Source organism: Sphaerisporangium corydalis, assembly GCF_025506355.1.
GTDB lineage: Bacteria > Actinomycetota > Actinomycetes > Streptosporangiales > Streptosporangiaceae > Sphaerisporangium > Sphaerisporangium corydalis.
In genome coordinates, this window is the sequence record NZ_JANZYP010000026.1 from 67,990 (window position 1) to 91,886 (window position 23,897).

Consider the following 23,897-nt stretch of genomic DNA (forward strand, 5'->3'; position numbering starts at 1 on the left):
GTATGTATCATGTCGACTCAATTACATACCTAAGTTACCTAAGGAGATGCCGTGCCGCTGACCGCCGCCCTCCCGGCCACCCGCCCTCCAGAAAGCCGGCGGCGTGACCGGATCGTCGTCGGCACCCTCGCCTTCGCCACCGCCACGGCCGCCCTCCAGCAAAGCGTCGTCGTCCCCCTGCTCCCCCGGCTCCAGGCGGATCTGCGCATCTCGGTGACCGCCGTGACCTGGACCCTGACCGTCAGCCTGCTCGTCGGCGCCGTCACCACTCCGCTGCTCTCGCGGTTCGGCGACATGTACGGCCGCCGCCGCATGATCATGATCGCCCTGGTGCTGCTGACGGCCGGGTCGGTGCTGAGCGCGGTGTCGTCCTCCCTGCCCGTCCTCATCGCCGGGCGGCTCCTGCAGGGCGCCTCGATCGCCCTGGTGCCGCTGTCCATCGGCGTCGTCCGCGACGTGCTCCCCCTGCGCGAACTGCCCACCGCGATCGGGGTGCTCAGCGCGACACTGGGGTTCGGTAGTGGGGGCGGCATGATCCTGGCCGGGCTGTCGGCGGGCGACTACCACGCGGCCTTCTGGACGACCGCCGCCCTGGCCGTCGTGGCGACCGTACTGGTGGCCGTCCTGGTCAAGGACGTCGTACCCGCCGTCGGGGGCCGGCCCGACCTGCCCGGGGCGATGCTGCTGACCATCGCCCTCATCGCGTCGCTGCTGGCGATCAGCCAGGGCCGGTCCTGGGGGTGGGGCTCGTGGCAGGTGCTCACCCTGATCGCGGTCTTCGCCGTCGCGTCGGTGGCGTGGGTGCTGGTGGAACGCCGGACGGCCGATCCGCTGGTCGAGATCCCCATGCTGACCCACCGCGGAACCGTCGGGGCCACGATCGCCTCCTTCCTGCTCGGCTTCGCGTTGTTCTCCAGCATGACGGCGATCTCCCCGTTCGTTCAGGCGCCCGTCTCCACGGGGTACGGCTTCGGCGCCTCGACGCTGCAGGTCGGGTTCTACCTGCTTCCCACGACCCTGCTGATGCTGGTCGTCTCGCTGTTCGCCGGGCGGCTGATGCGCCGGTTCCCCGCCGCCTCGCTCGTCACCGTCGGCGCCGTGCTGGTCGCGCTGGCCGACGTGTGGTTCCTGGTCTCGCACACCCGCCACGCGGACGCGTACGTCATGACCACCCTGCTCGGCGCCGGGGTCGGCCTCGGGTACGCCGCGCTCGGCACCATGGCCGTCGAGCACGTCGACCAGGGCAAGACCTCGGTCGCCAGCGGCGTCAACGTCCTGGTCCGGATGATCGGCGCCAGCGTGGCCGGTTCTGTGGTGGGCGCCGTGCTCGGCGGCCACACCTCCGGCGGCGCGTTCCCCTCGGTCCAGGGCTACCTCTCCTGCTTCGCGCTGGCGGCCGTCGTCGCCGGGCTCGCCGCCGTCTCGGCCGCCACGTTCGGCGTCATGAACCGGCGCCTCGGCCGGGCCTGACCGCCGCCTTAGGAGCCTTAGGAGCCTTTGGGGCCCTTGGAGCCCTTTGGGCCCCGCCGCCCGTGAAGGCCCATCCGATCGCCGGCGCCGCGAGCAGGACCAGGCCGGCGGCCAGGAAGAGCGCGGCCGACGTGCCGTCCCCCGTCGTCCCTTTCGCGACCACCCCCATGACCGCGACGCCCAGGGTCGCGCCCACCTGCCGTACGGCGTTGAGCACGCCACCGGCCGTACCGGCCAGGCCAGGAGGCGCCGCCGACACCACCCCGGCCACCAGCGCGGGCAGGCAGCACGACAGCCCGAACCCCATGAGCGCCAGCCCGCAGACCAGCAGCGGCCCGAGACCGGAGGCCGCCCGGACGGCGGCCCCCGAGGCCACCAGCCCGGCGAACAGCAGGACCAGCCCGGCGGCCACGGAGGGCCGGGGACCGAACCTCGCCACGACGCGGCCGGTGACCAGCGCGTTGAAGGTCATCGGGACGGTCAGCGGGAGGAAGGCGAGCCCCGTCTCCAGCGGGGTGAGCCGCCCCGCGCCCTGGAGCAGCAGCGTGATCACGAACAAGGCACCGGCGAACGCGAAGTTGACCACCGCGCCCGTGGCGAGGCCCGGCCCGGTGGCCCTGAGCAGGCCGCCCGGCAGGGCGGGGGCCGAACCGCGCCGCTCCCGCCACACGAGCAGCGCCAGGACCACGGCCGAGGCGACCAGGGGCGGCAGGCTGACCTCGGTGGCGGCGTCGGCGAGCAGGGCCAGGAACGCGCAGGCGGCGGCCTGGACCGGCCAGTCGATCCGGGTGCGCCCCGCCGGCGAGGTCAGGCCCCGGGTGACCAGGACCCCGGCGGCGGCGAGCAGGGGGTTGACCAGGAAGACCGCGCGCCAGCCGTACAGGCCGGTGAGCAGGCCGCCGGCGAGCGGGCCCGCGGCCAGGGCGGTCCCGCTGACCGCCGCCCACACGCCCATCGCTCGGGCGCGCCCGGCGGGGTCGGGGTACAACTGGGCGATCAGCCCGAGCGAACCGGACAGGCAGAGCGCACCGGCGACCCCGAGCAGGGCCCTCAGCACCACGAGGACCCCAAGGCCGGGGGCCAGCGCGCACAGCAGTGAGACGGCGCCGAACGCCACGATCCCGGCGCGGAAGACGCGGGCCGCGCCGTAACGGTCCGACACCGCCCCGCTGGTCAGCAGGGACGCGGCGAACGCGACGGTGTATCCGTTCACCGCCCACTGCTGCCCGGCGAACGACCCGCCGAGCGAGGCGCGCAGATCGGGAAGCGCGACCGTCAGGACGGTGGTGTCGAGCAGGACGAGGAAGTAGGCGAGCGAGAGCCCGACGAGGGTCTTCGGCGAGGTCCGTGACCCGGTGAGGGTGTTCGAGAAGGTCCGTGAAAGCACGCCGCGAACTCTCCCCGCTCCACCGCCCCCACCCAACAGGCCGAACCGCACCCCCCATTCGGCAAAGCCGAACGCCCCTGGTCCGCCGCGCCCGGGAGGATCGTAGGCTCGGGGGCGTGGAGTTGCGGCAGTTGCGGGGGTTCGTGGCGGTCGCCGGGTGTGGCACGGTCACCGAGGGCGCCCATTCGCTCGGCCTGGCGCCCGCGTCGGTGTCGGAGCAGATCCGCCGGCTGGAGGACTCGCTCGGGGTCAGGCTGTTCGACCGCACCCCGTCCGGCATGCGGCTCACCGGGCACGGCCGCGCCTTCCTGCCCGAGGCGCGCGGCCTGCTCGACCACGCGGACGCCGTGCGCGGGTCGGTGCGGGGGCACCCCCGGACCGTGCGGGTCGGGACGCTCGAAACGCTCGTGGCGACCCACGTGCCGGGCATCGTCCGGCGGCTGGCGGACCGGCGGCCCGACATCGGGCTCGACGTGCACGCACTCCCCCGGCGGCGGCTGCTCGACGAGGTGGCGCGCGGCGGCCTGGACGCCGGGCTGCTCCTGGACGCGGGCGCCGAGATCGGCTCGCTCGGGTTCGACCCGCCGTCCGGGCTGGAGTTCCTCGACGTCGGCGAGGTCGGGCTGACGCTGGTGGCCGCGCCGGGCGGCTCGACGGAGACCCTGCTGGTCACCGAGGGCGCCTGCTCGTTCAGGATGGCGGCCGACCAGGTGCTCGGCGACCACGCCGTGCGCAGGGAGTTCTCAGGCGTGAGCACCGTACGGGCGTGGGCGCGGCAGGGTCTCGGCATGGCCCTGCTGCCGGACTTCGCCGTGGCGGAGGACCTCGCCTCCGGCGCCCTGGTCGACCTCGCGTTCCCGGCCCCGACGCTCGCGCTCCGCCTGGTATGGCAGTCCGGCCGCGAACCCCACCTCCGCGACGTCCTGTACGCCATGAGCGCCTGACCCCCACCCCGCCACCAGACGAAACCGGTCACGACGGAACGGGACGCCTTCCGACGGAACGGCCGCGGGGGACGTCGTCAGGTGGCGGTGGTCATGGTGGGCGCCGTCAGGTGGTGGTGGTCGTGGTGGGGCGGGCGAGGGCTTCGGTGGTGAAGTCCTCGGGGTACGGGGAGCGGGCGAGGGCCTCGGCGGGCGGGAGGGCGCCGGTGGCGACCGCCCGGCACAGTGCCGCCACCTCGGCCAGCTCGGCCCGCTGGCGGGTCACGAACGCGGCGTCCACCGGCTCGCCGTGCCCGGGGACCACCGTGCGCGCCCCGAGGGCGAGGACCAGGTCGAGCGCGGACGGCCACGCCTGCGGGAAGGCGTCCCCGAACGACGGCGGCGCGCCCTCCTCCACCAGGTCCCCGGCGAACACCAGCCCGCTGTCGGGGACGTGGACCACCAGGTCGTGATCGGTGTGCCCCGGCCCAGGATGGACCAGCCGTACGAGACGGCCGCCGAGGTCGAGCTCGGCGGTGCCCGTGACGGTCCGGCCGGGCGGCACGATACGCGCCGCCGCGATGCGCTCGGCGGCCTCCGGCCTGCCCTCCCTGCGGTAGTGCTCCGCCCAGGTGGCCCTCTGCGCCTCGCCCGTGCCGGCCAGCGCGGCCCGGCAGCCGGGATGGCCGAAGACCGGGCGGTGCCCGAACGCGGCCGTGCCGAAGGCGTGGTCGAAGTGCGCGTGCGTGACCACCACCGACCAGGGCAGGCCGGTCAGCTCCCGCACGGCCTTCGCGAACGCCGCGCCCTGCGTCTCGTCGGCGCCGGTGTCCACGACCAGGCAGGCGCGGTCGCCGGCCACCAGGCCGAGGGAGAGGTCCAGTTCGGCGTGCCGCCGCACCCAGGCCCGGTCACCGACCTCCACCCACCGGCCCACCCGCCACCTCCGCTCACGCCGCCCGGCCCAAGTGTAATGATCCCCGCCCGGCCCCCGACGGTCTCGTATTGCGCGGGCGCGGGGCCCTCTTTCAGCGGTGGCGGCGGAAGAAGGCGCGTACGTCGCCGGTGTACAGGGTGGGGACCTCCATCGCGGGGAAGTGGCCGCCGCGGTCGAACTCCGACCAGTGCTCGGCCGTGCCGTCCGGGTCGACCAGGGAGCGGATGCCGTCGTCGGCCGCGAACACCGCGTACCCGGTCGGCCGGGGCGCCGGCGGCGGCCCAAAGTCCTCGCCGCCGGACCGCGACACGAACTCCCTGAACGCCCGCATGCCCTCGTACACGAAGTTGGCCGAGGAGGCGCCCGCTCCGGCGAACCAGTAGACGCTGACGTTGGTGAGCAGCTGGTCGCGGTCGATCGCGTCGTCGGGCAGTTCGGCGGCGGGGTCGGTCCACTCCCGGTACTTCTCGGTGATCCACGCGAGCTGCCCCACGGGCGAGTCGTTCAGGGAGTACGCGAGGGTCTGCGGCCGGGTGGCCTGGAGGTGGAGATAGCCGAGCCCGCTCGCCTGGAACTCGTTGAACCGGGCGGCCCGCGCCTGGTCGGCCTCGCCGAGGCCGTCCGGGTCCACCGGGGGCCCGAACGGGTACTGCCCGGGGCCGTTGACGTGGACGGCGACGACGCGTTCTGGCTCGATCGCCCCGAGCATCCCCGCCACCCCCGCCCCCACGTCACCCGCCTGGAGGCCGTACCGCTCGTATCCGAGGCGGCGCGTCAGCTCGGCGAACGCCTGGGCGACGCGGAAGAGGTTCCCCCACCCCGTCTCGGTCATCGTGGAGAACCCGAAGCCGGGCAGCGAGGGGATCACCAGGTGGAACGCGTCCGCCGGGTCGCCGCCGTGCGCCGCCGGGTCGGTCAGCGGGCCGATGACCTTGAGGAAGTCGACGAACGAGCCCGGCCACCCATGGGTGAGCACCAACGGCAGCGCGTCCGGCTCGGGCGACCTGACGTGCAGGAAGTGGATGTCCTGGCCGTCGATGGCGGTGGTGAACTGCGGGATCTCGTTGAGGGCGGCCTCCTGGGCCCGCCAGTCGAACTCGGTCCGCCAGTACCCGGCCAGCTCCCTCAGGTAGGCGCCGGGCACGCCGCGGGTCCACCCGATGCCGGGCAATTCGGCCGGCCAGCGGGTGCGGGCCAGCCGGTCGCGCAGATCGTCGAGCGCGTCCTGGGGGATGTCAATGCGAAACGGGCGGATCTTGGTGTCATCGCTCATGGGGGGAAGCTAGAAGCCATCGCGGAAAGGTTCCTTCCGCGTTCGGCGCGAGAATGACGGCATGCTGGAAACCTCGGCCCGGATGCTCCGCCTGCTGTCCCTGTTGCAGATGCCGCGCGACTGGTCGGGACCGCAGCTCTCCGAACGGCTCGGCGTGACGACCCGGACGATACGCAACGACGTGGAGCGCCTGCGCGAGCTGGGTTACCCGGTCCACGCCACCCCGGGCGCGGGCGGCGGGTACCGGCTCGGCGCGGGCGCGTCCCTGCCGCCGCTCCTGCTGGACGACGATGAAGCGGTGGCCGTGGCCATCGGGCTGGGCACGGCGGCGGCCGGGACCGTCTCCGGCATCGAGGAGTCCTCCCTGCGGGCGCTCGCCAAGCTCGAACAGGTGCTGCCGTCGCGGCTGCGCCACCGGGTCACCACGCTGCAGCGGTACACGGTCGCGGTCCCCGGCTCCGGGCCGGCCGTGGACCCGGAGGTGCTGATGACCCTCGCCGCGGCGGCGCGCGCCCACGAGGGGCTCCGCTTCGACTACCAGGACCACCACGGCACCACCGGCGTCCGCGTCGTCGAACCGCACCGCCTCGTCCACGCGCGGGGCCGCTGGTACCTGGTCGCCTGGGACCGCGAGCGCGACGACTGGCGCACCTTCCGTGCCGACCGGATCCGCCCGCGCACGCCGAACGGCCCGCGCTTCACCCCGCGCGAGGACCCGGGCGGCGACGTCGCGGCGTACGTGTCCAGGGGGCTCGGGGCCGCGCCGTGGAGGTGCCGGGCCCGGGTGACCGTGCACGCGCCCGCCGAGGCCATCGCGCCGCGGCTGCCGCCGCCCGTGGTGGTGGAGGCGCTCGGCGAGGGCAGCTGCGTGATCGACGTCGGGTCGGACACCCCGCACATGCTGGCGGTGTACCTGGGGATGCTGGACGCCGACTTCGAGGTCACCGGGCCCCCCGAACTGATCGACCACCTCCGCCACCTGGCCGCCCGCTACCACCGCGCGACCGGCTTTCGCGCGCCCTCGGCGGGGCTTACGACGTGACGGGTTGTCCCTCGGACGCGCGGGGTGCGGGTGCGCGGTGCAGCGCGGAGGCGAGGGCGATGGCGCCCAGGGTCACCACGCCGATCGCGGCCCCGGCCCAGGCGACGGACGGGTAGCCGAATCCCGCGGCGATGGTCAGCCCGCCGAGCCAGGGCGCCAGGACGACGCCGACGTTGAACGCCGAGGTGGCCGTGGCGCCGGCGATCGTCCTGGCCTCGCCGGCGATGGCGTAGATGCGGACGTTCAGCGCGGGGTTGACGAAGAAGCCGAAGCCGCCGAGCAGGAAGACCAGCACGGCCACGGGTGCCACGCTGGTCGCGGTCAGGGCCAGCAGGACCGAGACGGCGACGATGCCCGCCGTCCCGGCGTACAGCGCGGCGAAGGGCCGCGTGTCGCCGAACCGGCTGCCGAGGATGATGCCGGTCAGCGAGCCCACGCCGAACAGCGCGAGCACGACGGGCACCCAGCCCTCGGGGAGTCCGGTGGTGGCGGTCAGCAGCGTGCCGAGATAGCTGAAGATGACGATCACGCTGCACGCCGACAGCGCGGCCACGCCGTAGGCCAGCCAGAGGCGGGGTTCGGCCATGGTCCGCAGCTCGCGGCGCAGGCGGGGCATGGACTCCGCCGCCGGGCGTCCCCCTCGGATGGTGGCGGGGATGCCGATCGCCGCGAGGGCGGACATCGCGGCCACGGCCCAGAAGGCGGCCCGCCAGCCGAGGTGCTGGCCGATGAACGTCCCCGCCGGGACACCGAGGATCGTGGCGATGGTGAGGCCGCCGGTGACGATCGCCATGGCCTTGCCGCGCGCGCCTGGAGCGACCATGCTCACCGTCGCGACGGCCGCCACGGCCCAGAACCCCGCGTAGGCGAAGGCCGCCACGATCCTGGTCGCCAGCAGGACGCCGTAGCTGGCCGTCAGCGCGCCCACGACGTGCGCGGCGATGAAGACCGCGGTGAACGTGAGCAGGGACGTACGCCGTGGCCATCGAAGGGTGACGATCGCGAGCACGGGGGCACCCACCAGCATGCCGACGGCGAACGCCGAGATCAGCAGTCCGGCGTCGGGAATGGTGATCCCGAGATCGGCGGCGATCTCAGGGAGCAGCCCCGAGAGCATGAACTCCGAGGTCCCCTGGGCGAAGATCGCCAATCCCAGAAGATAGACGGCGAGGGGCACGACACTCTCCCAATTTGGATCAACCAGTACAAAACAAAAGGACAAATCACCCGGCCAAGCGAAAGACCGCCCCACCAGAGCAGGACCAGAAGTGCGATGAGAGCTCCGTCGGGCCGGAGGAACGACGAGGCGGTGGCCGGGGTGGGGTGGGGCTCGTCGCATCGGGGGAAGGGTCAGAAGGCGGACAGGGCGGTGGTGACGACCGCTTCCAGGGCGGGGCGGCCGGCTCCATCGGGCCGGAGGAACGACGAGAGGGTGGCCGGGGTGGCGCGGGGCTCGTCACGTCAGGGGGAGGGCTAGAAGGCGGACAGGGCGGTGGTGACGACCGCTTCGAGGGCGGGGCGGTCGGCGCCGCCGCGGGCGGCGATGCGGAGGCCGCCGGCCGTGGCGTGGACGAAGTGCGCGAGGGCCAGGGCGTCGCGGTCCGGCGGGATGTCGCCGTCGAGCTTGCCCGACTCGATGGCGGCCCTGATCGCCTCGACCTGGCGGTCGTAGTCGCTCTTGAGCGTGGCGGCCACATCCTGGTCGCGGTGGCCCAGTTCCAGGCTCGCGTTGACCACGAGGCACCCACGCCGCTCGCCGCACTCATCGTCGACCACCTGGACCAGGATCGTGCGGATCTTCTCCCGGACGGGCAGCGGCCCTTCCAGTATCTCGACCTGCCGGCCGGTCATCTCCTCGACGTAGCGGCGCAGCGCCTGGCCGAACAGGTCACGCTTGCTCTTGAACGTGTTGTAGATGCTGCTGCGCCCAAGGCCGGTCGCCTCGCACAGGTCCTGCGTCGAGGTCGCCTCGTAGCCCTCGGCCCAGAACGCGCGCATCGCCGCGCCGACCGCCCACTCCTCGTCGAACTTCCTCGGTCTCGCCACTCCTCGACCGTATCCATTTTGGACCGATCAGTGCAATACCCCGCCCCAATTCGCCCTTCCCGAGCCCTTCTCACCCGGGCGGCGACCGTCGACGGCGGACCCCCTCCAGAGCCCGAGGCTGATCATCCCGGGCTCCGGAAGCCGACACTCCGGAGCCCGAGCGATCGTGCGTCCGCGGCGTCAGGCGTTCGGGGCGAACAGGTCCACGGAGTTGCCGTCCGGGTCGTGGACGATGGCGTACCGCTGGCCCCAGAACGCGTCCCACGGCTCCTTGTGCCCGTGGTGGCCGGCCGAGAGCAGCTCGGCGTAGGCGGCGTCCACGTCCGCGGGGCTGTCGAGCCGGAACGCCAGCGCGACGCGGTGCCCGCCGGACGGGGGCTGCCACTCAGGGTCGAACGAGCGGATCGTGTCCACCGTGTCCCAGGCCAGGCGCGCCCCGCCGGGGAGCACCGTCTCGACGTGCGCCTCCGCGTCGGCCTCCGGCGGCAGTTCCACCCCCAGCAGCCGGTAGAACCCCAGCGACTTGGCCATGTCGGCCACGACGAGCCCGACGAAATAGAGGTCGGCCTTCATATTGAGCACTCTCCGATCCGCGAACACCACTGGGGCGACGAACACGATTCCGCCGCCTCAGGAAGCGTACCGCCATTCGAAATCCTGTTCGACGGAATCCGTGAACCCCCGGGACCCGCTCGATGCCGAGACGCGACGTGCGGGAGACGCGACGTCCTGGAGACGCGACGTCCTGGAGACGCTGGGCGCCGGAGAAACGACGCTGGGCGGCTGCCCGGGTTCGGGGCCCGGGCAGCCACGCCTCACTTCTTCTCAGAGTGGGATGGCGTCTGCGACAGTGCGCTACCGGCGGCGGACTTCTCCGCGTCGGTCTCCCTCTTGCCGGCCAGCGTCTTGCCCGCGTCCGAGGCGGCCTTCGCACCGGTCTGGCCGGTGCTCTCGGGTGCCTGGGACAGCGCGCTGCCCGCGGCGGACTTCTCCGCGTCGGTCGCGTTCTCGCGGTTCAGCGTCTTGGCCGCGTCCGAAGCGGCCTTCTCACCGGTCTGACGAGGATTATTCGAAATGATCAACACCTCTTTCCGGGGCGGATGCGCGTCGCGACCTCCGGAAGCCGATGTCGTACGTGGTCTGACTGAGCGCATCGACAGCGGTCCGGTGCCGCGACGCACGTCTGCCCCCTACAGGGCCGGGCGTTCGTCGTGCCGGCCGCCAGGCGAAGGCGGCCGCGACGAACGCGACTGCCCCCGGTTCCGGCGCGGAAACCAGGGGCGGTCGAGTCAGGCCGAAGCGGGCCGGCCCTCCGCGTCGGACGGCCGGCCCGGCCGTCCGACGCGGGCCGTGCCCGAGATCAGCTGCAGCCGCTGGTGCTGCCGCAGCCCTCGCAGACGTAGCAGCTGCCGGCGGGCCGCATCTTGGTGCCGCAGGTCATGCAGAGCGGGGCGTCGGCCGTGCGGCCCTCGTGGCTTTCCAGGGCCGCCGCGGAGCCGTTCGGCCGCGAGGAGACCACCGGGGCGGACGGCACGCCGGCGGCGGGCGTCTCCACGGTGTTCCCCGAGGACCGCTTCTCGGGCTTGTCCTCGGACTTGTCCTCGATCGGGGCGGACTGGGCGAGCGCCGCGGTGTCGATGATGACCTCCTGCGGCGCCCCCGGGTTCTCGCCGCGCTGCTGCGCCGCCCGCTCGGCCGCCGAGAAGACGCCGAGGGCCGCCCGCTCGTCGTACGGCAGGTGGTCCAGGGCCAGGCGGCGGAAGATGTAGTCCACCACCGAGGCGGCCATGCGGACGTCCGGGTCGTCGGTCATGCCGGCCGGCTCGAACCGCATGTTCACGAACTTGCTGACGAAGGTGTCCAGCGGGACCCCGTACTGCAGGCCCACGGAGATCGCGACCGAGAAGGCGTCCATGACGCCGGCCAGGGTCGAGCCCTGCTTGGACATCTTCAGGAAGACCTCGCCGAGGCCGTCGTCGGGGTAGGACGACGCCGTCATGTACCCCTTGGCGCCGCCCACGGTGAAGCGTGTCGTGGTGCTCGGCCGCTGGTTCGGCAGGCGCCGGCGCTTGGGCTTGGGCACCTCGACGACCTGGACGACCGGCGCCGTCGCCTTCTCCTCGGTGCGCTTGGAGATCGACAGCGGCTGCCCGACCTTGCAGTTGTCGCGGTAGACCGCGAGGGCCTTCAGGCCGAGCTTCCAGCCTTCGAGGTACACCTGCTCGATGTCCTCGACGGCGGCCGACTCGGGCAGGTTGACCGTCTTGGAGATGGCGCCCGACAGGAACGGCTGGGTGGCCGCCATCATGCGGACGTGCCCCATCGGGGCGATGGCCCGCTCGCCCATGGCGCAGTCGAACACCTCGTAGTGCTCGGGCCGCAGCCCGGGGGCCGCCATGACGTGACCGTGCTCGGCGATGTACTCGACGATGGCCTCGACCTGCTCGGGCTGGTAGCCGAGCTGCCTGAGCGCCCTCGGGATGGTCTGGTTGACGATCTGCATCGACCCGCCGCCGACGAGCTTCTTGAACTTCACCAGGGCCAGGTCGGGCTCGATGCCGGTGGTGTCGCAGTCCATCATCAGGCCGATGGTGCCGGTCGGGGCGAGCAGCGAGGCCTGCGCGTTGCGGTAGCCGTGCTTCTCACCGAGGCGCAGGCACTCCTGCCACTGCTTGGTCGCCTCCGACAGGATCGGCCGGTCGAGGGAGTCGTTGGGCCGCAGGTCGTCGCCGGCGGCGGCGTGCTTGCGCATCACCCGCTTGTGCGGCTCGGCGTTGCGCTTGTAGCCGTCGTAGGGCCCGACGATCGCGGCCAGCTCGGCGCTGCGGCGGTAGGAGACGCCGGTCATCAGGCTGGTGATGGCCGCCGCGACCGACCGGCCGCCGTCGGAGTCGTAGGCGTGGCCGGTGGCCATCAGCAGCGCACCGAGGTTGGCGTAGCCGATGCCGAGCTGGCGGAATGCGCGCGTGGTCTCGGCGATCTTCGGGGTCGGGAAGTCGGCGAAGGTGATCGAGATGTCCATCGCGGTGATGATCAGCTCGGTGAGCCGGACGAAGCCCTCGACGTCGAAGGTGTCGTCGTCGCGCAGAAACTTCATCAGGTTGATGCTGGCGAGGTTGCACGAGGAGTTGTCCAGGTGGACGTACTCCGAGCACGGGTTGGAGGCGGTGATCCGGCCGGACTCCGGGCAGGTGTGCCAGTCGTTGATCGTGTCGTCGTACTGGACGCCGGGGTCGGCGCACTCCCAGGCGGCCGTGGACATCTTGCGGAACAGCGACCGGGCGTCGATCTCCTCGATCACCTCGCCGGTCAGCCGTGCCCGGAGGCCGAACTTGGCGTCCGACTCGACGGCGCGCATGAACTCGTCGGAGACCCGGACGGAGTTGTTGGCGTTCTGGTACTGCACCGAGACGATGTCCCTGCCGCCGAGGTCCATGTCGAACCCGGCGTCGCGCAGCGCGCGGATCTTGTCCTCCTCGCGCGCCTTGGTCTCGATGAACTCCTCGATGTCGGGGTGGTCGACGTCCAGGACGACCATCTTGGCGGCCCGGCGGGTCGCGCCGCCCGACTTGATCGTGCCGGCCGAGGCGTCGGCGCCGCGCATGAACGACACCGGGCCGCTGGCCGTGCCGCCGCTCGACAGCAGCTCCTTGCTGGAGCGGATGCGCGACAGGTTGACCCCGGAGCCGGAGCCGCCCTTGAAGATCACGCCCTCTTCCTTGTACCACTCGAGGATGGACTCCATCTGGTCGTCCACCGCGAGGATGAAGCACGCGGACACCTGCTGGGGCGAGGCGGTGCCGACGTTGAACCAGACCGGCGAGTTGAAGCTGAACACCTGGTGGATCAGGGCGTGCTTCAGCTCGTGGTCGAAGATCTCGGCGTCCTCCTCGGAGGCGAAATAGCCGTTCTCGCGGCCCGTGCGGGTGTACACGCCGACCACCCGGTCGACGAGCTGCCGCAGGCTCACCTCGCGCTGCGGCGTGCCGACGGCGCCGCGGAAGTACTTGGTGGTCACGATGTTGGCCGCGTTGACCGACCAGGAGTCGGGGAACTCGACGCCGCGCTGCTCGAAGTTGACCGAGCCGTCCCGCCAGTTCGTCATGACGACGTCACGATGCTCCCAGCGCACCAGGTCGTACGGGTGCACGCCGGGCGTGGTGTGGATGCGCTTCATCTTCAGGCCTTTGTGGGGCCTTTTGCCCCCGCGCCCCACTGAGCCACTCACCGTCTCCGTCATGGTCCTCCCCCTTCCGGGGCTCCAAGGAGCCCTTGTGTCCGAAACACTTCAAAGCGCCGTTCGCATCCCCGGCGCCGGGGCCCGGCACGGCCCCTGGCCTGCTCGGGCCCGCCGGGTGTTCGCTGTCCGTTCAGTCTTCTTTGACGGCCCGCGCCGCCCGTAGCTGCTCGATCTCCTCTTCGAAGTCGGCGAGGGTCTCGAAGCCGCGGTACACCGAGGCGAAGCGCAGGTAGGCCACCTCGTCCAGCTCGCGCAGCGGCCCGAGGATCGCCAGCCCCACCTGGTGGGCCGGGATCTCCGCCGAACCGGTCGCCCGGATGCTCTCCTCGACGCGCTGGCCGAGCTGCGCCAGCGAGTCCTCGCTGACGGGCCGGCCCTGGCAGGCACGGCGCACGCCGGCGATCACCTTGTCCCGCGAGAACGCCTCGGTCACCCCGCTGCGCTTGCTCACCATCAGCAGGACGGTCTCCTGGGTGGTGAACCGGCGCCCGCACTCAGGGCAGGTGCGCCGGCGGCGGATCGCCGCGCCGTCTTCGGTGGAACGGCTGTCGATGACCCGCGTGTCCGGATGACGACAGAATGGGCAATGCACGCGTCGCCTCCCTTTTCTCGCGGCTCCCAGGAGTTACGCCGGCGCGCCCTCGAATGCCGAGGTCCCCGGGGCGCCGACCCCAGGGGAAAATGCCGCCATATGTTTCGCATTCCACGCGCTTTTCGCCCTTCCCAACTAAACGGGAATAGGCGTACGCACGCACTGCGGTCTTCCCCAGTGCGGTGACGGAAACACAACCTATGGTGAGCCCACATCGGTGTAACTACTAGATGTTGTGGTCTCTAACCGTAGGAGGGCCGCACCATGAACGCAAGTCGGCAAGGGGTCCCCTACTGAAACCGGCCGCCCATCAGGGCGAACGGACCTCGCCCGGCGTGTCGCGGCCCGCCGGCCCGCGCCGCCGCCGCCGGGCGGGGCGGCCGTCCACATGCCGGATCGCTCGCGTGATCGACTTCCGGCGTCCCTCAGGCATAAGATCAGAAAGTCGAACACGATATCGATCGAACTCCCGTACGATGTCCTTCACCGGACGGTCCGACATTACGGTGAGTCTCGAACAACTGTTTGATGACGATCTTGAACGGAGCTATTGTCGCTGTGTGCGACATCAGGAATACAGACCGGGAGCCGGCCGGGCGGGCACGGCGTGACGGAGCGCCTCACGGGCGCCCGGCGAGGAGGAGCATATGAGCGAGCAGGACGAGGTCGGCACGGTCGTGAGCGATCTGGCGGTGCGCCGGCGCGACTCCCTGGGCCTGACCCCACGGCAGCGCAAGATCCTTGAGGTGATCCGCGATTCGGTGCAGCAGCGCGGTTATCCGCCCTCCATGCGAGAGATCGGCGAGGCCGTCCAGCTCACCAGCACCTCCAGCGTCTCCCACCAGCTGACCGCCCTGCAGCGCAAGGGCTACCTGCGCCGCGACCCGCACCGGCCGCGCGCGCTGGAGGTCCGCCTGCCCGGCGAGCCGGCCCTGTGGGTCGACCCGGTCGGGCCCGGCGAGGAGGAGCAGCTGATCAGCCGCCCTACGGCCACGTTCGTCCCGCTGGTCGGGCGCATCGCCGCCGGTGGTCCCATCCTGGCCGAGGAGCGCGTCGAGGACGTCTTCGCCCTGCCCAAGCAGCTGGTCGGCGAGGGCACGCTCTTCCTGCTCCAGGTCGCCGGTGACTCGATGATCGAGGCCGCCATCGCCGACGGCGACTGGGTCGTCGTGCGCCAGCAGCCGGTGGCCGACAACGGCGACATCGTCGCGGCCATGATCGACGGCGAGGCCACGGTGAAGACGTTCAAGCGCAAGGACGGCCACGTCTGGCTGGTCCCGCACAACGCCAACTACGACCCGATCCCCGGCGACGAGGCCACCGTGCTCGGCAAGGTCGTGGCGGTCCTGCGCAAGCTCTGACCCCCACACCGCCCGTCCCGCCTGAGCGCCCACCCCGGTGAGCGCTCAGGCGGTTCTGATTCCGGCCCGATCACGGGTCCCGCCTGACCTGTTGATAGCGGTACCGCTATCAACAGGTCAGGGGACGATGTTGACGAGCTTGGGGGCGCGGACGATGACCTTGCGGGGGGTGCCGTCCAGGTGGAAGCGGACCTTCTCGGAGGCCAGGGCCAGCTCCTCCAGTTCCTGCGCGGTGATCGACGGGGACACCTCCAGGCGGTCCCGCACCTTGCCCGCCACCTGCACGACGCAGGTGACCGACTCCTGCACCAGCAGCGACGGCTCGGCCACCGGCCAGCCCGCCCGGGCCACCGACGGCGGCTGCCCCAGCCGCTCCCAGCCCTCCTCGGCCACGTACGGCGCGACCAGCGACAGCATGACGGCCAGCGTCTCCGCGGCCTCGCGCACGGCCGGGTCGGCCGCGCCGGGACCGGAGTCGATGGCCTTGCGTGCCGCCGAGGTCAGCTCCATCATGCGGGCGACCGCCACGTTGAAGCGGTAGGAGTCGACCAGCCGGGTGACCTCGTCGATCGTGCGGTGGACGACCTTGCGCAGCTCCAGGTCGCCGGTCGCGGTGTCCACGCCGGGGGCCGACGCCGCGCCGGCCTCCGCCATGACGCGGAAGGCCCGGGCCAGGAACTTCTGCGAGGCCGCGGCGGACACGTCCGCCCAGTCGATGTCGTCCTCGGGCGGACCCGCGAAGACCATGGTCAGGCGGACCGCGTCGACGCCGAACGCGTCGATCTGCTCGCCCAGGTCGACGCCGTTGCCCAGCGACTTGGACATGGACTTGCCCTGGTTGATCACCTGGCCCTGGTTCAGCAGCCGCTCGAACGGCTCGGTGAAGTCGACCATGCCCATGTCGTGCAGGACCTTGGTGAAGAACCGGGAGTACAGCAGGTGGAGCACGGCGTGCTCCACGCCGCCGACGTACTGGTCGATCGGCCCCCACAGCCTGACCTTGTCGACGTCGAACGCGCCGTCCTCGAAGCCCGGCGAGCAGTAACGCAGGAAGTACCACGAGGAGTCGACGAAGGTGTCCATCGTGTCGGTGTCCCGCTTGGCGGGGCCATCGCACTTGGGGCACGCGACGTTGACCCACTCGGTCGCGCTCGCCAGGGGCGAGACGCCCTTCGGGGACAGCGCCTCGCCGCGCAGGTCGGGCAGCGTCACCGGCAGCTGGTCGTCCGGGACGGGGACCTCTCCGCAGTCGGCGCAGTGGATGATCGGGATCGGGGTGCCCCAGAACCGCTGGCGGGACAGCAGCCAGTCGCGCAGCCGGTAGTTGACGGCGCCGGCGCCCGTGCCGCGCTCCGCCAGGATGCCGATGATCCGGGGGATGGCCTCGGCCTTGGTCAGGCCGTCCAGCGGACCGGAGTTGACCATGGTGCCCTCGCCGGCGGTGGCGACGCCGGTCTCCCCGGGGTCGGCCATCCCGGTGTGCAGGACCACCCGCACGGGCAGCTCGAACTTCATGGCGAAGTCCAGGTCGCGCTGGTCGTGCGCGGGCACGGCCATGATCGCGCCGTGCCCGTAGTCGGACAGGACGTAGTCGGCGGCCCAGACCGGGATGCGCTCGCCGTTCACCGGGTTCACGGCGTACCGGCCCAGGAAGACGCCGGTCTTGTCCTTGTCGGTGGACAGCCGCTCGATGTCGCTCAGCTTGGCGACCTCGGCGCGGTAGGCCTCGAAGTCCGAGAACCGCTCGGGGTCGCAGATCTCCTCGGCCAGCGGCGCGTCGACGGCGACCACGAAGAACGTCGCGCCGTACAGGGTGTCGGGGCGGGTGGTGTAGACCGTGACCGGCTCGTCGCGGCCCTCGATCTCGAACCGGACGTCGGCGCCCTCGGACCGGCCGATCCAGTTGCGCTGCATGGTCAGCACGCGGTCGGGCCAGCCGCCCTCCAGCCGCGCCATGTCGTCCAGCAGCCGGTCGGCGTAGTCAGTGATCTTGAAGTACCACTGGGTCAGCTCACGCCGGATGACCTCGGACCCGCAGCGCTCACACCGGCCGGCGACGACCTGCTCGTTCGCCAGCACGGTCTGGTCCTTCGGGCACCAGTTGACCAGGCCGCCCTTGCGGTAGGCCAGGCCGCGCTCGAAGAAGCGGTTGAACAGCCACTGGTTCCAGCGGTAGTACTCCGGGTCGCTGGTGTGCAGGCGCCGCGACCAGTCGAAGGAGATCGCGTACCTCTTGAAGGAGGTGGCCTGGGTCTCGATGTTGGCGTAGGTCCACTCGGCGGGGTGCGCGTTCCGCTTGATCGCGGCGTTCTCCGCGGGCAGGCCGAAGGAGTCCCAGCCGATGGGGTGCAGCACGTTGTACCCGCGCTGGAACCAGTAGCGGGCGACGACGTCGGCGATCGCGAAGACCTCGCCGTGACCCATGTGGAGGTCACCGGAAGGGTAGGGGAACATGTCGAGCATGTACCTGCGGGGACGCTCGTCCCCGGCGTCCTCGACCGCCCGGAAGGGGTCCAGTTCCTCCCACCGCGGCTGCCATTTCGCCTGCAGCGCCTGCGGATCGTACTGCTCGTCACTCACGGCCCATGTCCCTCGGTTGGCTCAGCGCGGATGGCTCGACCAATAAAGAAACCCCCCGTGTGCACGAGGGGCAGCCGCGTCGACCGCTGTCTCAGCTCAGTCGACGCGGCCCGCTAAGAAGCAGGGTGCTGCCACGCATAGCCCAAGGGTAGCGCAGGGGACAATCGGTCTTCGTCTCGTTTCCCCCGCTCCCCTGGTGGGCCGGGAAAAACGGCCATCTTGCCATCCGATGGTGATAGATCCGTTGTGACCTCGTATGTCCCTTTAGATTACTCTTTCGCCGTGGTGAACTCGTCTGAAGAGGAACGCGGCCAGGATTTCGCGGAGGAGGGCCTGCCCATGCAGGACCCGCCGACCGATCCGACCGGCTTGCAGTTCCGCGGGGCTTTCTCCTATTCTCCTGCGGACCCCCCCGCTTCGCATGAGATCATGCCGAGCACCCCCAATCCGGGCATGATGTCGGGAGGTTCGCCAGCGATGGCCCCTGAGTACGACAACCGGTCCACGCGACCTCCCGCGTGGCCGGAGAACCCCCCCGCATGGCCGGAAATGCCCCCTCCGCCACCCCCCCCGCCCCCCCCCCCGGGGGTGGGGGCCGCCTCGGTCTTCGAGCCGCTCCCGTACGGCAGCCGCGCCGCCGCCGACCCGCAGTCGTCCTGGGACTCCACCCAGCAGTACGCGCCGGTCGCCTCGCTGGACCCCGCGCAGCAGTACGCCCCCCAGCAGGCCGCGCCGACCTCGTTCCCGCCGCCGGCCGCCTCTCCCGCGTCCCCGTTCGCCCCGCAGCCGACCGGCCCGCAGCCCGGTGGAACCGGACCTCAGCACTACACGCCGCAGCCGACGGGCCCGCAGCAGTACACCTCGCAGCCGTCCCCGGCCGGCCCGCAGCACTACGCCCCGCAGCCGGGCGCGCCCACCGGCCCCCAGCACAGCGGCCCGACCACGGGACCCCAGTCCGGCGGCCCTGACACGGGCCCGCAGTCCGGCGGCTCGTACGCCGGTCCGCAGTCCGGCCCCCAGCCCACCGGGCCGCACTACGCTCCCCAGCCGTACACCCCGCAGGCCACCGGCCCGCAGCAGCCGCCCTCCTCGGGACCGCAGCGGTTCTCCCAGCACGGCCCGACGACCGGGCCCCAGAACCAGCGGCAACAGCCTCCCGTGACGGGCCCCGGCGGGTTCCCGCAGCAGCCGCCGGCGACCGGCCCGCAGCAGTTCCCGCAGGACGCGGTGCGCCGGCAGGCCGACGGCAGGCAGTTCCCCGAGGCCCCGGCGCAGCCCCACCAGTTCCAGGAGGGCGCCGCGCCCGCCTACGTCCCGCCCGGCACCGAGACGACCGTCCGGGTGTCCGCCCACATGGCGGCTCCGGCACGCCAGGCCCCGCCCGGCCCGCAGGCGCAACCCGGTCAGCCGGGGCAGCAGCCCGGCCAGCCGGGACAGCCCGGTCCGATGGGGCAACCCGGCCAACAGCAACCCGGCCAGCAGCGGCCAGGCCAGATGGGGCCCGGCCAGATGGGGCCGTCCGAGCAGCAGGCCTCCCCCGGGCGCCGGGCGCGACGCTCGGTGGGGCCCTCGAACGAGCCCGCCGACCCCTACAAGCCGTTCGTCACCGCCGGTCAGATCAGCGGTCCGAAGACGCCGCCGCCCGAGCGCCAGCAGGAGCTGTGGAACACCGTCTTCGGCGACAACTACGAGGCGATCGGCGAGGAGGGCGAGGAGGCCGGGCACGGCAAGCGGGTCTGGCTGTTCGCCCTGATCGCCTCGGTGGTGGTCGCCCTGCTCGCGGCCCTGCTGTGGGCGTTCCTCGCGGGCCCGCTCCGCCCGGCGGCCGAGGAGACCGCGGCGGGCGGCGACGGCGGTGCCAAGAGCACGCCGAAGTCCACCTCGACCGGCAAGGCCGGCACCGGCACGACCAAGTCGCAGTCCGCCAGCCGGCTCCCGAAGTACACCGGCACCGCCTCGCCGCGCGCCGGGACGCTGACCGACAAGGCGTCGTCCATCAGCCTGGCCCGGCTCGGCGGCCCGTGGCAGCTCGACCTGCGGTCCCAGCACGTGCGTACCACCTACGGCTTCGAGACCCGCCAGTACGTCGCGGCGGGCAGCGACACCGCGGGCACCCCGCAGTTCGCCCAGGTGATGACCGGCCCGCTCGCCCAGAACCTGGCAACCAAGTACTCCTCGGCCGCCCCGGACAAGCTCGCCCCGGTGATCAGCTCGGTGGCCTTCGCGGCGCGCAACAAGTTCTTCCCCGACGGCAACAAGGTGGTGAAGACCGCCGAGCAGCGCCTGTCGGCCGGCGGCCGTCCCGCGCGCGTGGTGGCGTACCAGATCCTCACGGGGACGGCCAAGACCACGCTGGTGGTGGGCGCGGTGAGCACCGGCGCCGACCTGCCGGTGATCGTCTACATGTCGGTGCCGGACAGCAAGAAGGCGCTCCTGCCCGACATCAACACCGTGTTCTCCTCGATCCGCCCCACCGCCCCGGCCTCCTGACCGGGCGGGCCGCGCGGCGGGGCGGTACGGGCCGATCCGCTGGAAGATCGGCTAGAAGTCGCAGGGCAGGTGCTTGACGCCGTTGATGAAGCTGGAGAACAGCCTCTTCGGCCGGCCCGCCTCGATCTCCGGCACCCGCTGGAGCAGTTCGCGGAACATCACCGTGATCTCGCGCCTGGCCAGGTGGGCGCCCAGGCAGAAGTGCGGGCCCGGCCCGCCGAACCCCAGGTGCGGGTTCGGGTCGCGGGTGATGTCGAAGCGGTACGGGTCGGCGAAGACGGCGCCGTCGCGGTTGGCCGCCCAGTAGTACAGGACGGTCTTCTCGCCCTTCTTGTAGTGGGTGCCGTTCATCTCGAAGTCCCGGGTGACCTTGCGGCGCATGTAGTTGACCGGCGCGGCCAGGCGGACGATCTCCTCGACCGCCTTGGGCGCGCGGCCCTCGATGTCGGCCAGCCACCGGGCCTTCTCGCCGGGGTTGCGGGTGAGCAGGAGCAGGCCCTGGGAGATGGCGTTGCGCGTGGTCTCGTTGCCCGCCACGACCAGCAGGATGAAGAACGACCCGAGCTCCTGCAAAGTGAGCCGTTCCCCGTCGATGTTGGCGCTGACCAGCGCGGACGTCAGGTCGCCCGTCGGGTTCTCCGTGCGGTGGGCGGCGAGGTCCTGGACGAGCTGCTGGAGCTCCAGCCCGGCGTTGAGCATGGCCGACACGACGTTGTCCATGTCGCCGCCGGGGACGTACTCGGGGTCGGAGGCGCCGAGGATGATGTTCGACCGGTCGAAGACGAAGCGGTAGTCCTTCTCCGGGATGCCCATCATGTCGCAGATGATCTTCAGGGGCAGCCGGGCCGCCACCTCGGTCACGAAGTCGCACCCCGGGCCGGTCTCCAGCAGGTCGTCGACGATGCCGACGGCGGCGGTCTGCACGTCCTCCTCGAACTTCTGAATCATCTTCGGGGTGAAGGCCCGGGACACGATCCGCCGCAGGCGCGCGTGCCGGGGGTCGTCCATGTTGATCATCGACCCGAAGTACTCGGCGAACTCGGCCGGCATGTCGGCGATGTTGGTCGCGCCGCCCTCCCCCGAGGAGAAGACATCAGGGTTGCGGCTGATCTCGATGATGTCGGCATGCCTGACGATCGCGTGGTATCCGTCGCCCCTCGGCGCGAAGGACAGCTCGGGCTCGGCGAAGAAGACGGGCGTGTCCCGCTCACGCAGCAGGTCGAACGCGTGCTCACGCTCGGCCAGGGGCCGCGCCCAGAAATCCCAGTCCGACAGGTCGATCTGGTCGTAGGAGGTGATGGGCGCGCGCTCCTGGGGTGTTTCCACAGTCATGCTTCCATGATTGAGAAAAGCGGTCACTTACGTCAAACGGGACACGGGTCAGGCGTCGAGCCAGCCGAGGACGAGGTCGTTGACCTCGCGGGGCCGTTCGAGCTGCAGGAAGTGCCCCGCCCCCGCGACGTACTCGACCCGTGAGCCCTCCGGGAGGTGGGCGCCCGCGTCCTTCACCAGCTCGGCGCCGAGGCAGCCGTCGTCCAGCCCGTGCAGGTACAGCACCGGCCGCCCGGCGACGCCGCCGGCCGCCGCCTGCTCGCGCTCGTAGCGGCCGGTCGGGGGCGTCGTGCCGAGCATGGCCCGGTAGTAGCCGATCGCGGCGGCGAGGTTGGCGGGGTCGCGCAGGCAGTCCTTGACGTGGGCGACGTCCTGCCCGGCCGCGTAGCCGGGCGACCAGTCGCGCCACAGGCCCTCGAAGAAGCCGTCGGAGGTGGCCGCGACCTCGGCGAGCCCGGTCTGGAAGAGGAAGATGTAGAACGACCGCTTGAGCTGGTCGTACTGGAAGAAGGTCCCCAGCATGGCCGCCAGGGGCGGCATCGCCATGGCGACGGCCTTCCGCCACCGGCCGGGGGCGAAGGCGGTGGCCCCGTACACCGGCAGCGCGCCCCAGTCGTGGCCGATGACCACCGCGTCGGAGCCGCCGCCGAGTGCCTCGTGCAGGGCCACGACGTCGGCGACCAGCGCCCCGCCCTCATAGGCGCCGTCGGCGGGGACGCCCGTCGGCGCGTAGCCCCGCATGAACGGCGCGACGGCGTGGTAGCCGCGCTCGGCCAGTTCCGGGAGCAGGTGCCGCCAGGTGTGGGCGGAGTCGGGGAACCCGTGCAGGCACAGCGCGAGCGGCCCCGAGCCCATGGACAGGTAGCCGAACTCGACGCCGTTCGCCTCGACGGTCCTGATCTCGTCCATGCGTCCCCTCCCGTGCGGGCGCTAGCTCGTCGCGTAGCCCATGTGCTTGATGCCGTTGATGAAGTTCGACAGCAGGTAGTCGGGCTCGCCGGTCGAGCGGATGGCGGGCAGGCGGGTGAACAGCTCGCGGAACATCACGGTGATCTCGCGCCTGGCGAGGTGGGCGCCGAGGCAGTAGTGCGGGCCGGGGCCGCCGAAGCCGACGTGCGGGTTCGGGCCGCGGGTGATGTCGAAGGCGCCGGGGTCGGTGAACACCGCCTCGTCGCGGTTGGCCGAGTTGTAGAAGAGCAGCACCTTGTCGCCCTTGCGGTACTCCTGGCCGTTCATCTCGTGGTCCTGGGTGAGCGTGCGGCGGAACTGGATCACCGGCGTGGAGTAGCGGATGATCTCCTCGACCGCGCCGGGGATGTGGGTCTCGAAGTCGCCGAGCAGCAGCTCCCGCTGCTCGGGGTGGTCGGTGAACAGCTTCAGCCCGTGGGAGATGGCGTTGCGCGTCGTCTCGCTGCCCGCGACGACCAGAAGGATGAAGAACGACCCGAGCTCCTGCGGGGTGAGGTGCTCGTCGCCGTTGACCAGCATGCTGGTGAGGTCGCCGCTGGGCTCGCCCCGCCGTTCGCGGCCGAGCCGCCGGGCCAGGCCGCTGAGCTCGTGCCCGGCGCCGAGGAGCTTCACCAGGCCCTTGGCGACGTTCCACCGGGTGATGTCGGGCCGGATGCCGGTGTACTCGGCGTCGGCGTTGCCGAGGATGATGTTCGTGTTCCGCAGCACCATGTCGTGATGTGTCGGCGGAATGCCCATCATGTCGCAGATGACCTGCACGGGGAGCCGCGCGGCGATCTGCGGGACGAAGTCGCCCTGCCCCTCGGAGACCGCCCGGTCGACGATCTCCCGGGCCGCCCTGGCGACGTCCTCCTCCATCTTGCGCAGGATCTTCGGGGTGAAGGCGCGCGAGACGATCCTGCGCAGCCTGGCGTGCCGGGGGTCGTCCATGTTGATCATCGAACCGAAGTAGACCGCCAGCCACCTCGGCATGTCCGGGATGCTGTTGGACGTCGGCTCGCTGCTGAAGACGCCCGCGTTGCGTGAGGCCTCGGACACGTCGGCGTGCCGCACCAGCGCGTAGTAGCCCGGCCCGCTGCCGATGAAGGGGACCTTGTTCTCCTTGGTGAAGACCGGCCGGTCGAGCTCGCGCAGCCGCCGGAAGGCGTCGTCGCGGCGGTCGTGCGGCAGCCCCCAGAAGGGGATGTCGGAGAGATCGATGTCGGACACGCCTACTGTCATCCCTGACGCACCTCCGGGTCCATCGTTTGAGAAA

At 71.6% G+C, this 23,897-nt stretch carries 18 protein-coding genes; 5 read left to right on the forward strand and 13 right to left on the reverse strand.

The annotated features are described in order from the left end of the window. The first annotated feature begins 51 nt into the window (after window positions 1-51). Window positions 52-1,470 (forward strand): MFS transporter, encoded by a 1,419-nt coding sequence (locus NYZ98_RS19360; protein ID WP_262844221.1) that lies wholly within the window; start codon window positions 52-54, stop codon window positions 1,468-1,470. Here NYZ98_RS19360 and NYZ98_RS19365 read toward each other — a convergent pair. Continuing rightward, the gene (locus NYZ98_RS19365; RefSeq protein ID WP_262844222.1) at window positions 1,442-2,857 is read right to left on the reverse strand and encodes an MFS transporter; all 1,416 of its coding nucleotides are present in this window, start codon (window positions 2,855-2,857) and stop codon (window positions 1,442-1,444) included. The two genes, NYZ98_RS19360 and NYZ98_RS19365, sit on opposite strands and share 29 nt — an antisense overlap. 116 nt (window positions 2,858-2,973) lie before the next feature. Between NYZ98_RS19365 and NYZ98_RS19370 the strand changes: the two genes are divergently transcribed. Further along, a complete protein-coding gene (locus NYZ98_RS19370) occupies window positions 2,974-3,801 on the forward strand; it encodes a LysR family transcriptional regulator (RefSeq protein WP_262844223.1) in 828 nt (275 codons plus the stop codon). Between the two features lie 106 nt (window positions 3,802-3,907). Here the strand turns inward: NYZ98_RS19370 and NYZ98_RS19375 are convergent, their stop codons facing one another. Continuing rightward, on the reverse strand, window positions 3,908-4,717 hold the full coding sequence (locus NYZ98_RS19375) for an MBL fold metallo-hydrolase (RefSeq protein ID WP_262844224.1): 810 nt from the start codon (window positions 4,715-4,717) through the stop codon (window positions 3,908-3,910). Window positions 4,718-4,808: 91 nt separating this feature from the next. Continuing rightward, window positions 4,809-5,990 (reverse strand): epoxide hydrolase family protein, encoded by a 1,182-nt coding sequence (locus NYZ98_RS19380; RefSeq protein ID WP_262844225.1) that lies wholly within the window; start codon window positions 5,988-5,990, stop codon window positions 4,809-4,811. A 61-nt stretch (window positions 5,991-6,051) separates the two neighbouring features. Here NYZ98_RS19380 and NYZ98_RS19385 point away from each other — a divergent pair, with 61 nt between their 5' ends. Next, entirely contained in the window at window positions 6,052-7,032 is a 981-nt protein-coding gene (locus tag NYZ98_RS19385) for a helix-turn-helix transcriptional regulator (RefSeq protein WP_262844226.1), read from the forward strand. On the opposite strand, the gene NYZ98_RS19390 is transcribed toward NYZ98_RS19385, so the two are convergent. The 6 genes from NYZ98_RS19390 to nrdR all read right to left on the reverse strand — a co-directional run bounded on the left by NYZ98_RS19390 (window position 7,022) and on the right by nrdR (window position 13,910). Next, the gene (locus NYZ98_RS19390) at window positions 7,022-8,209 is read right to left on the reverse strand and encodes a Cmx/CmrA family chloramphenicol efflux MFS transporter (protein WP_262844227.1); all 1,188 of its coding nucleotides are present in this window, start codon (window positions 8,207-8,209) and stop codon (window positions 7,022-7,024) included. The two genes, NYZ98_RS19385 and NYZ98_RS19390, sit on opposite strands and share 11 nt — an antisense overlap. A 296-nt stretch (window positions 8,210-8,505) precedes the next feature. After that, entirely contained in the window at window positions 8,506-9,078 is a 573-nt protein-coding gene (locus NYZ98_RS19395) for a TetR/AcrR family transcriptional regulator (protein ID WP_262844228.1), read from the reverse strand. A 180-nt stretch (window positions 9,079-9,258) separates the two neighbouring features. Continuing rightward, window positions 9,259-9,651 (reverse strand): VOC family protein, encoded by a 393-nt coding sequence (locus tag NYZ98_RS19400; protein WP_262844229.1) that lies wholly within the window; start codon window positions 9,649-9,651, stop codon window positions 9,259-9,261. A gap of 242 nt (window positions 9,652-9,893) precedes the next feature. Next, the gene (locus tag NYZ98_RS19405; protein WP_262844230.1) at window positions 9,894-10,259 is read right to left on the reverse strand and encodes a hypothetical protein; all 366 of its coding nucleotides are present in this window, start codon (window positions 10,257-10,259) and stop codon (window positions 9,894-9,896) included. Between the two features lie 179 nt (window positions 10,260-10,438). Then, window positions 10,439-13,318 (reverse strand): vitamin B12-dependent ribonucleotide reductase, encoded by a 2,880-nt coding sequence (locus NYZ98_RS19410; RefSeq protein WP_262844231.1) that lies wholly within the window; start codon window positions 13,316-13,318, stop codon window positions 10,439-10,441. A 130-nt stretch (window positions 13,319-13,448) separates the two neighbouring features. Continuing rightward, a complete protein-coding gene (gene nrdR, locus NYZ98_RS19415; RefSeq protein WP_262844232.1) occupies window positions 13,449-13,910 on the reverse strand; it encodes a transcriptional regulator NrdR in 462 nt (153 codons plus the stop codon). A 647-nt stretch (window positions 13,911-14,557) separates the two neighbouring features. Between nrdR and lexA the strand changes: the two genes are divergently transcribed. After that, the gene (lexA, locus tag NYZ98_RS19420) at window positions 14,558-15,271 is read left to right on the forward strand and encodes a transcriptional repressor LexA (protein WP_262844233.1); all 714 of its coding nucleotides are present in this window, start codon (window positions 14,558-14,560) and stop codon (window positions 15,269-15,271) included. A gap of 117 nt (window positions 15,272-15,388) precedes the next feature. On the opposite strand, the gene leuS is transcribed toward lexA, so the two are convergent. After that, complete coding sequence (leuS, locus tag NYZ98_RS19425; RefSeq protein ID WP_262844234.1) at window positions 15,389-17,851, reverse strand: leucine--tRNA ligase; 2,463 nt, start codon at window positions 17,849-17,851, stop codon at window positions 15,389-15,391. A 588-nt stretch (window positions 17,852-18,439) separates the two neighbouring features. Between leuS and NYZ98_RS19430 the strand changes: the two genes are divergently transcribed. Then, window positions 18,440-20,341 (forward strand): hypothetical protein, encoded by a 1,902-nt coding sequence (locus NYZ98_RS19430; protein WP_262844235.1) that lies wholly within the window; start codon window positions 18,440-18,442, stop codon window positions 20,339-20,341. Window positions 20,342-20,392: 51 nt separating this feature from the next. Here the strand turns inward: NYZ98_RS19430 and NYZ98_RS19435 are convergent, their stop codons facing one another. From NYZ98_RS19435 to NYZ98_RS19445, 3 genes are read right to left on the reverse strand one after another with little or no spacing between them, the layout of a single operon-like run. After that, window positions 20,393-21,673 carry a cytochrome P450 gene (locus NYZ98_RS19435; RefSeq protein WP_262844236.1) on the reverse strand — a complete coding sequence of 427 codons (1,281 nt, stop codon included), beginning with the start codon at window positions 21,671-21,673 and terminating at the stop codon, window positions 20,393-20,395. A gap of 48 nt (window positions 21,674-21,721) precedes the next feature. Then, window positions 21,722-22,582 carry an alpha/beta fold hydrolase gene (locus NYZ98_RS19440; RefSeq protein WP_262844237.1) on the reverse strand — a complete coding sequence of 287 codons (861 nt, stop codon included), beginning with the start codon at window positions 22,580-22,582 and terminating at the stop codon, window positions 21,722-21,724. 21 nt (window positions 22,583-22,603) lie between these two features. Then, window positions 22,604-23,863 carry a cytochrome P450 gene (locus NYZ98_RS19445; RefSeq protein WP_262844238.1) on the reverse strand — a complete coding sequence of 420 codons (1,260 nt, stop codon included), beginning with the start codon at window positions 23,861-23,863 and terminating at the stop codon, window positions 22,604-22,606. Window positions 23,864-23,897: the final 34 nt, after the last annotated feature.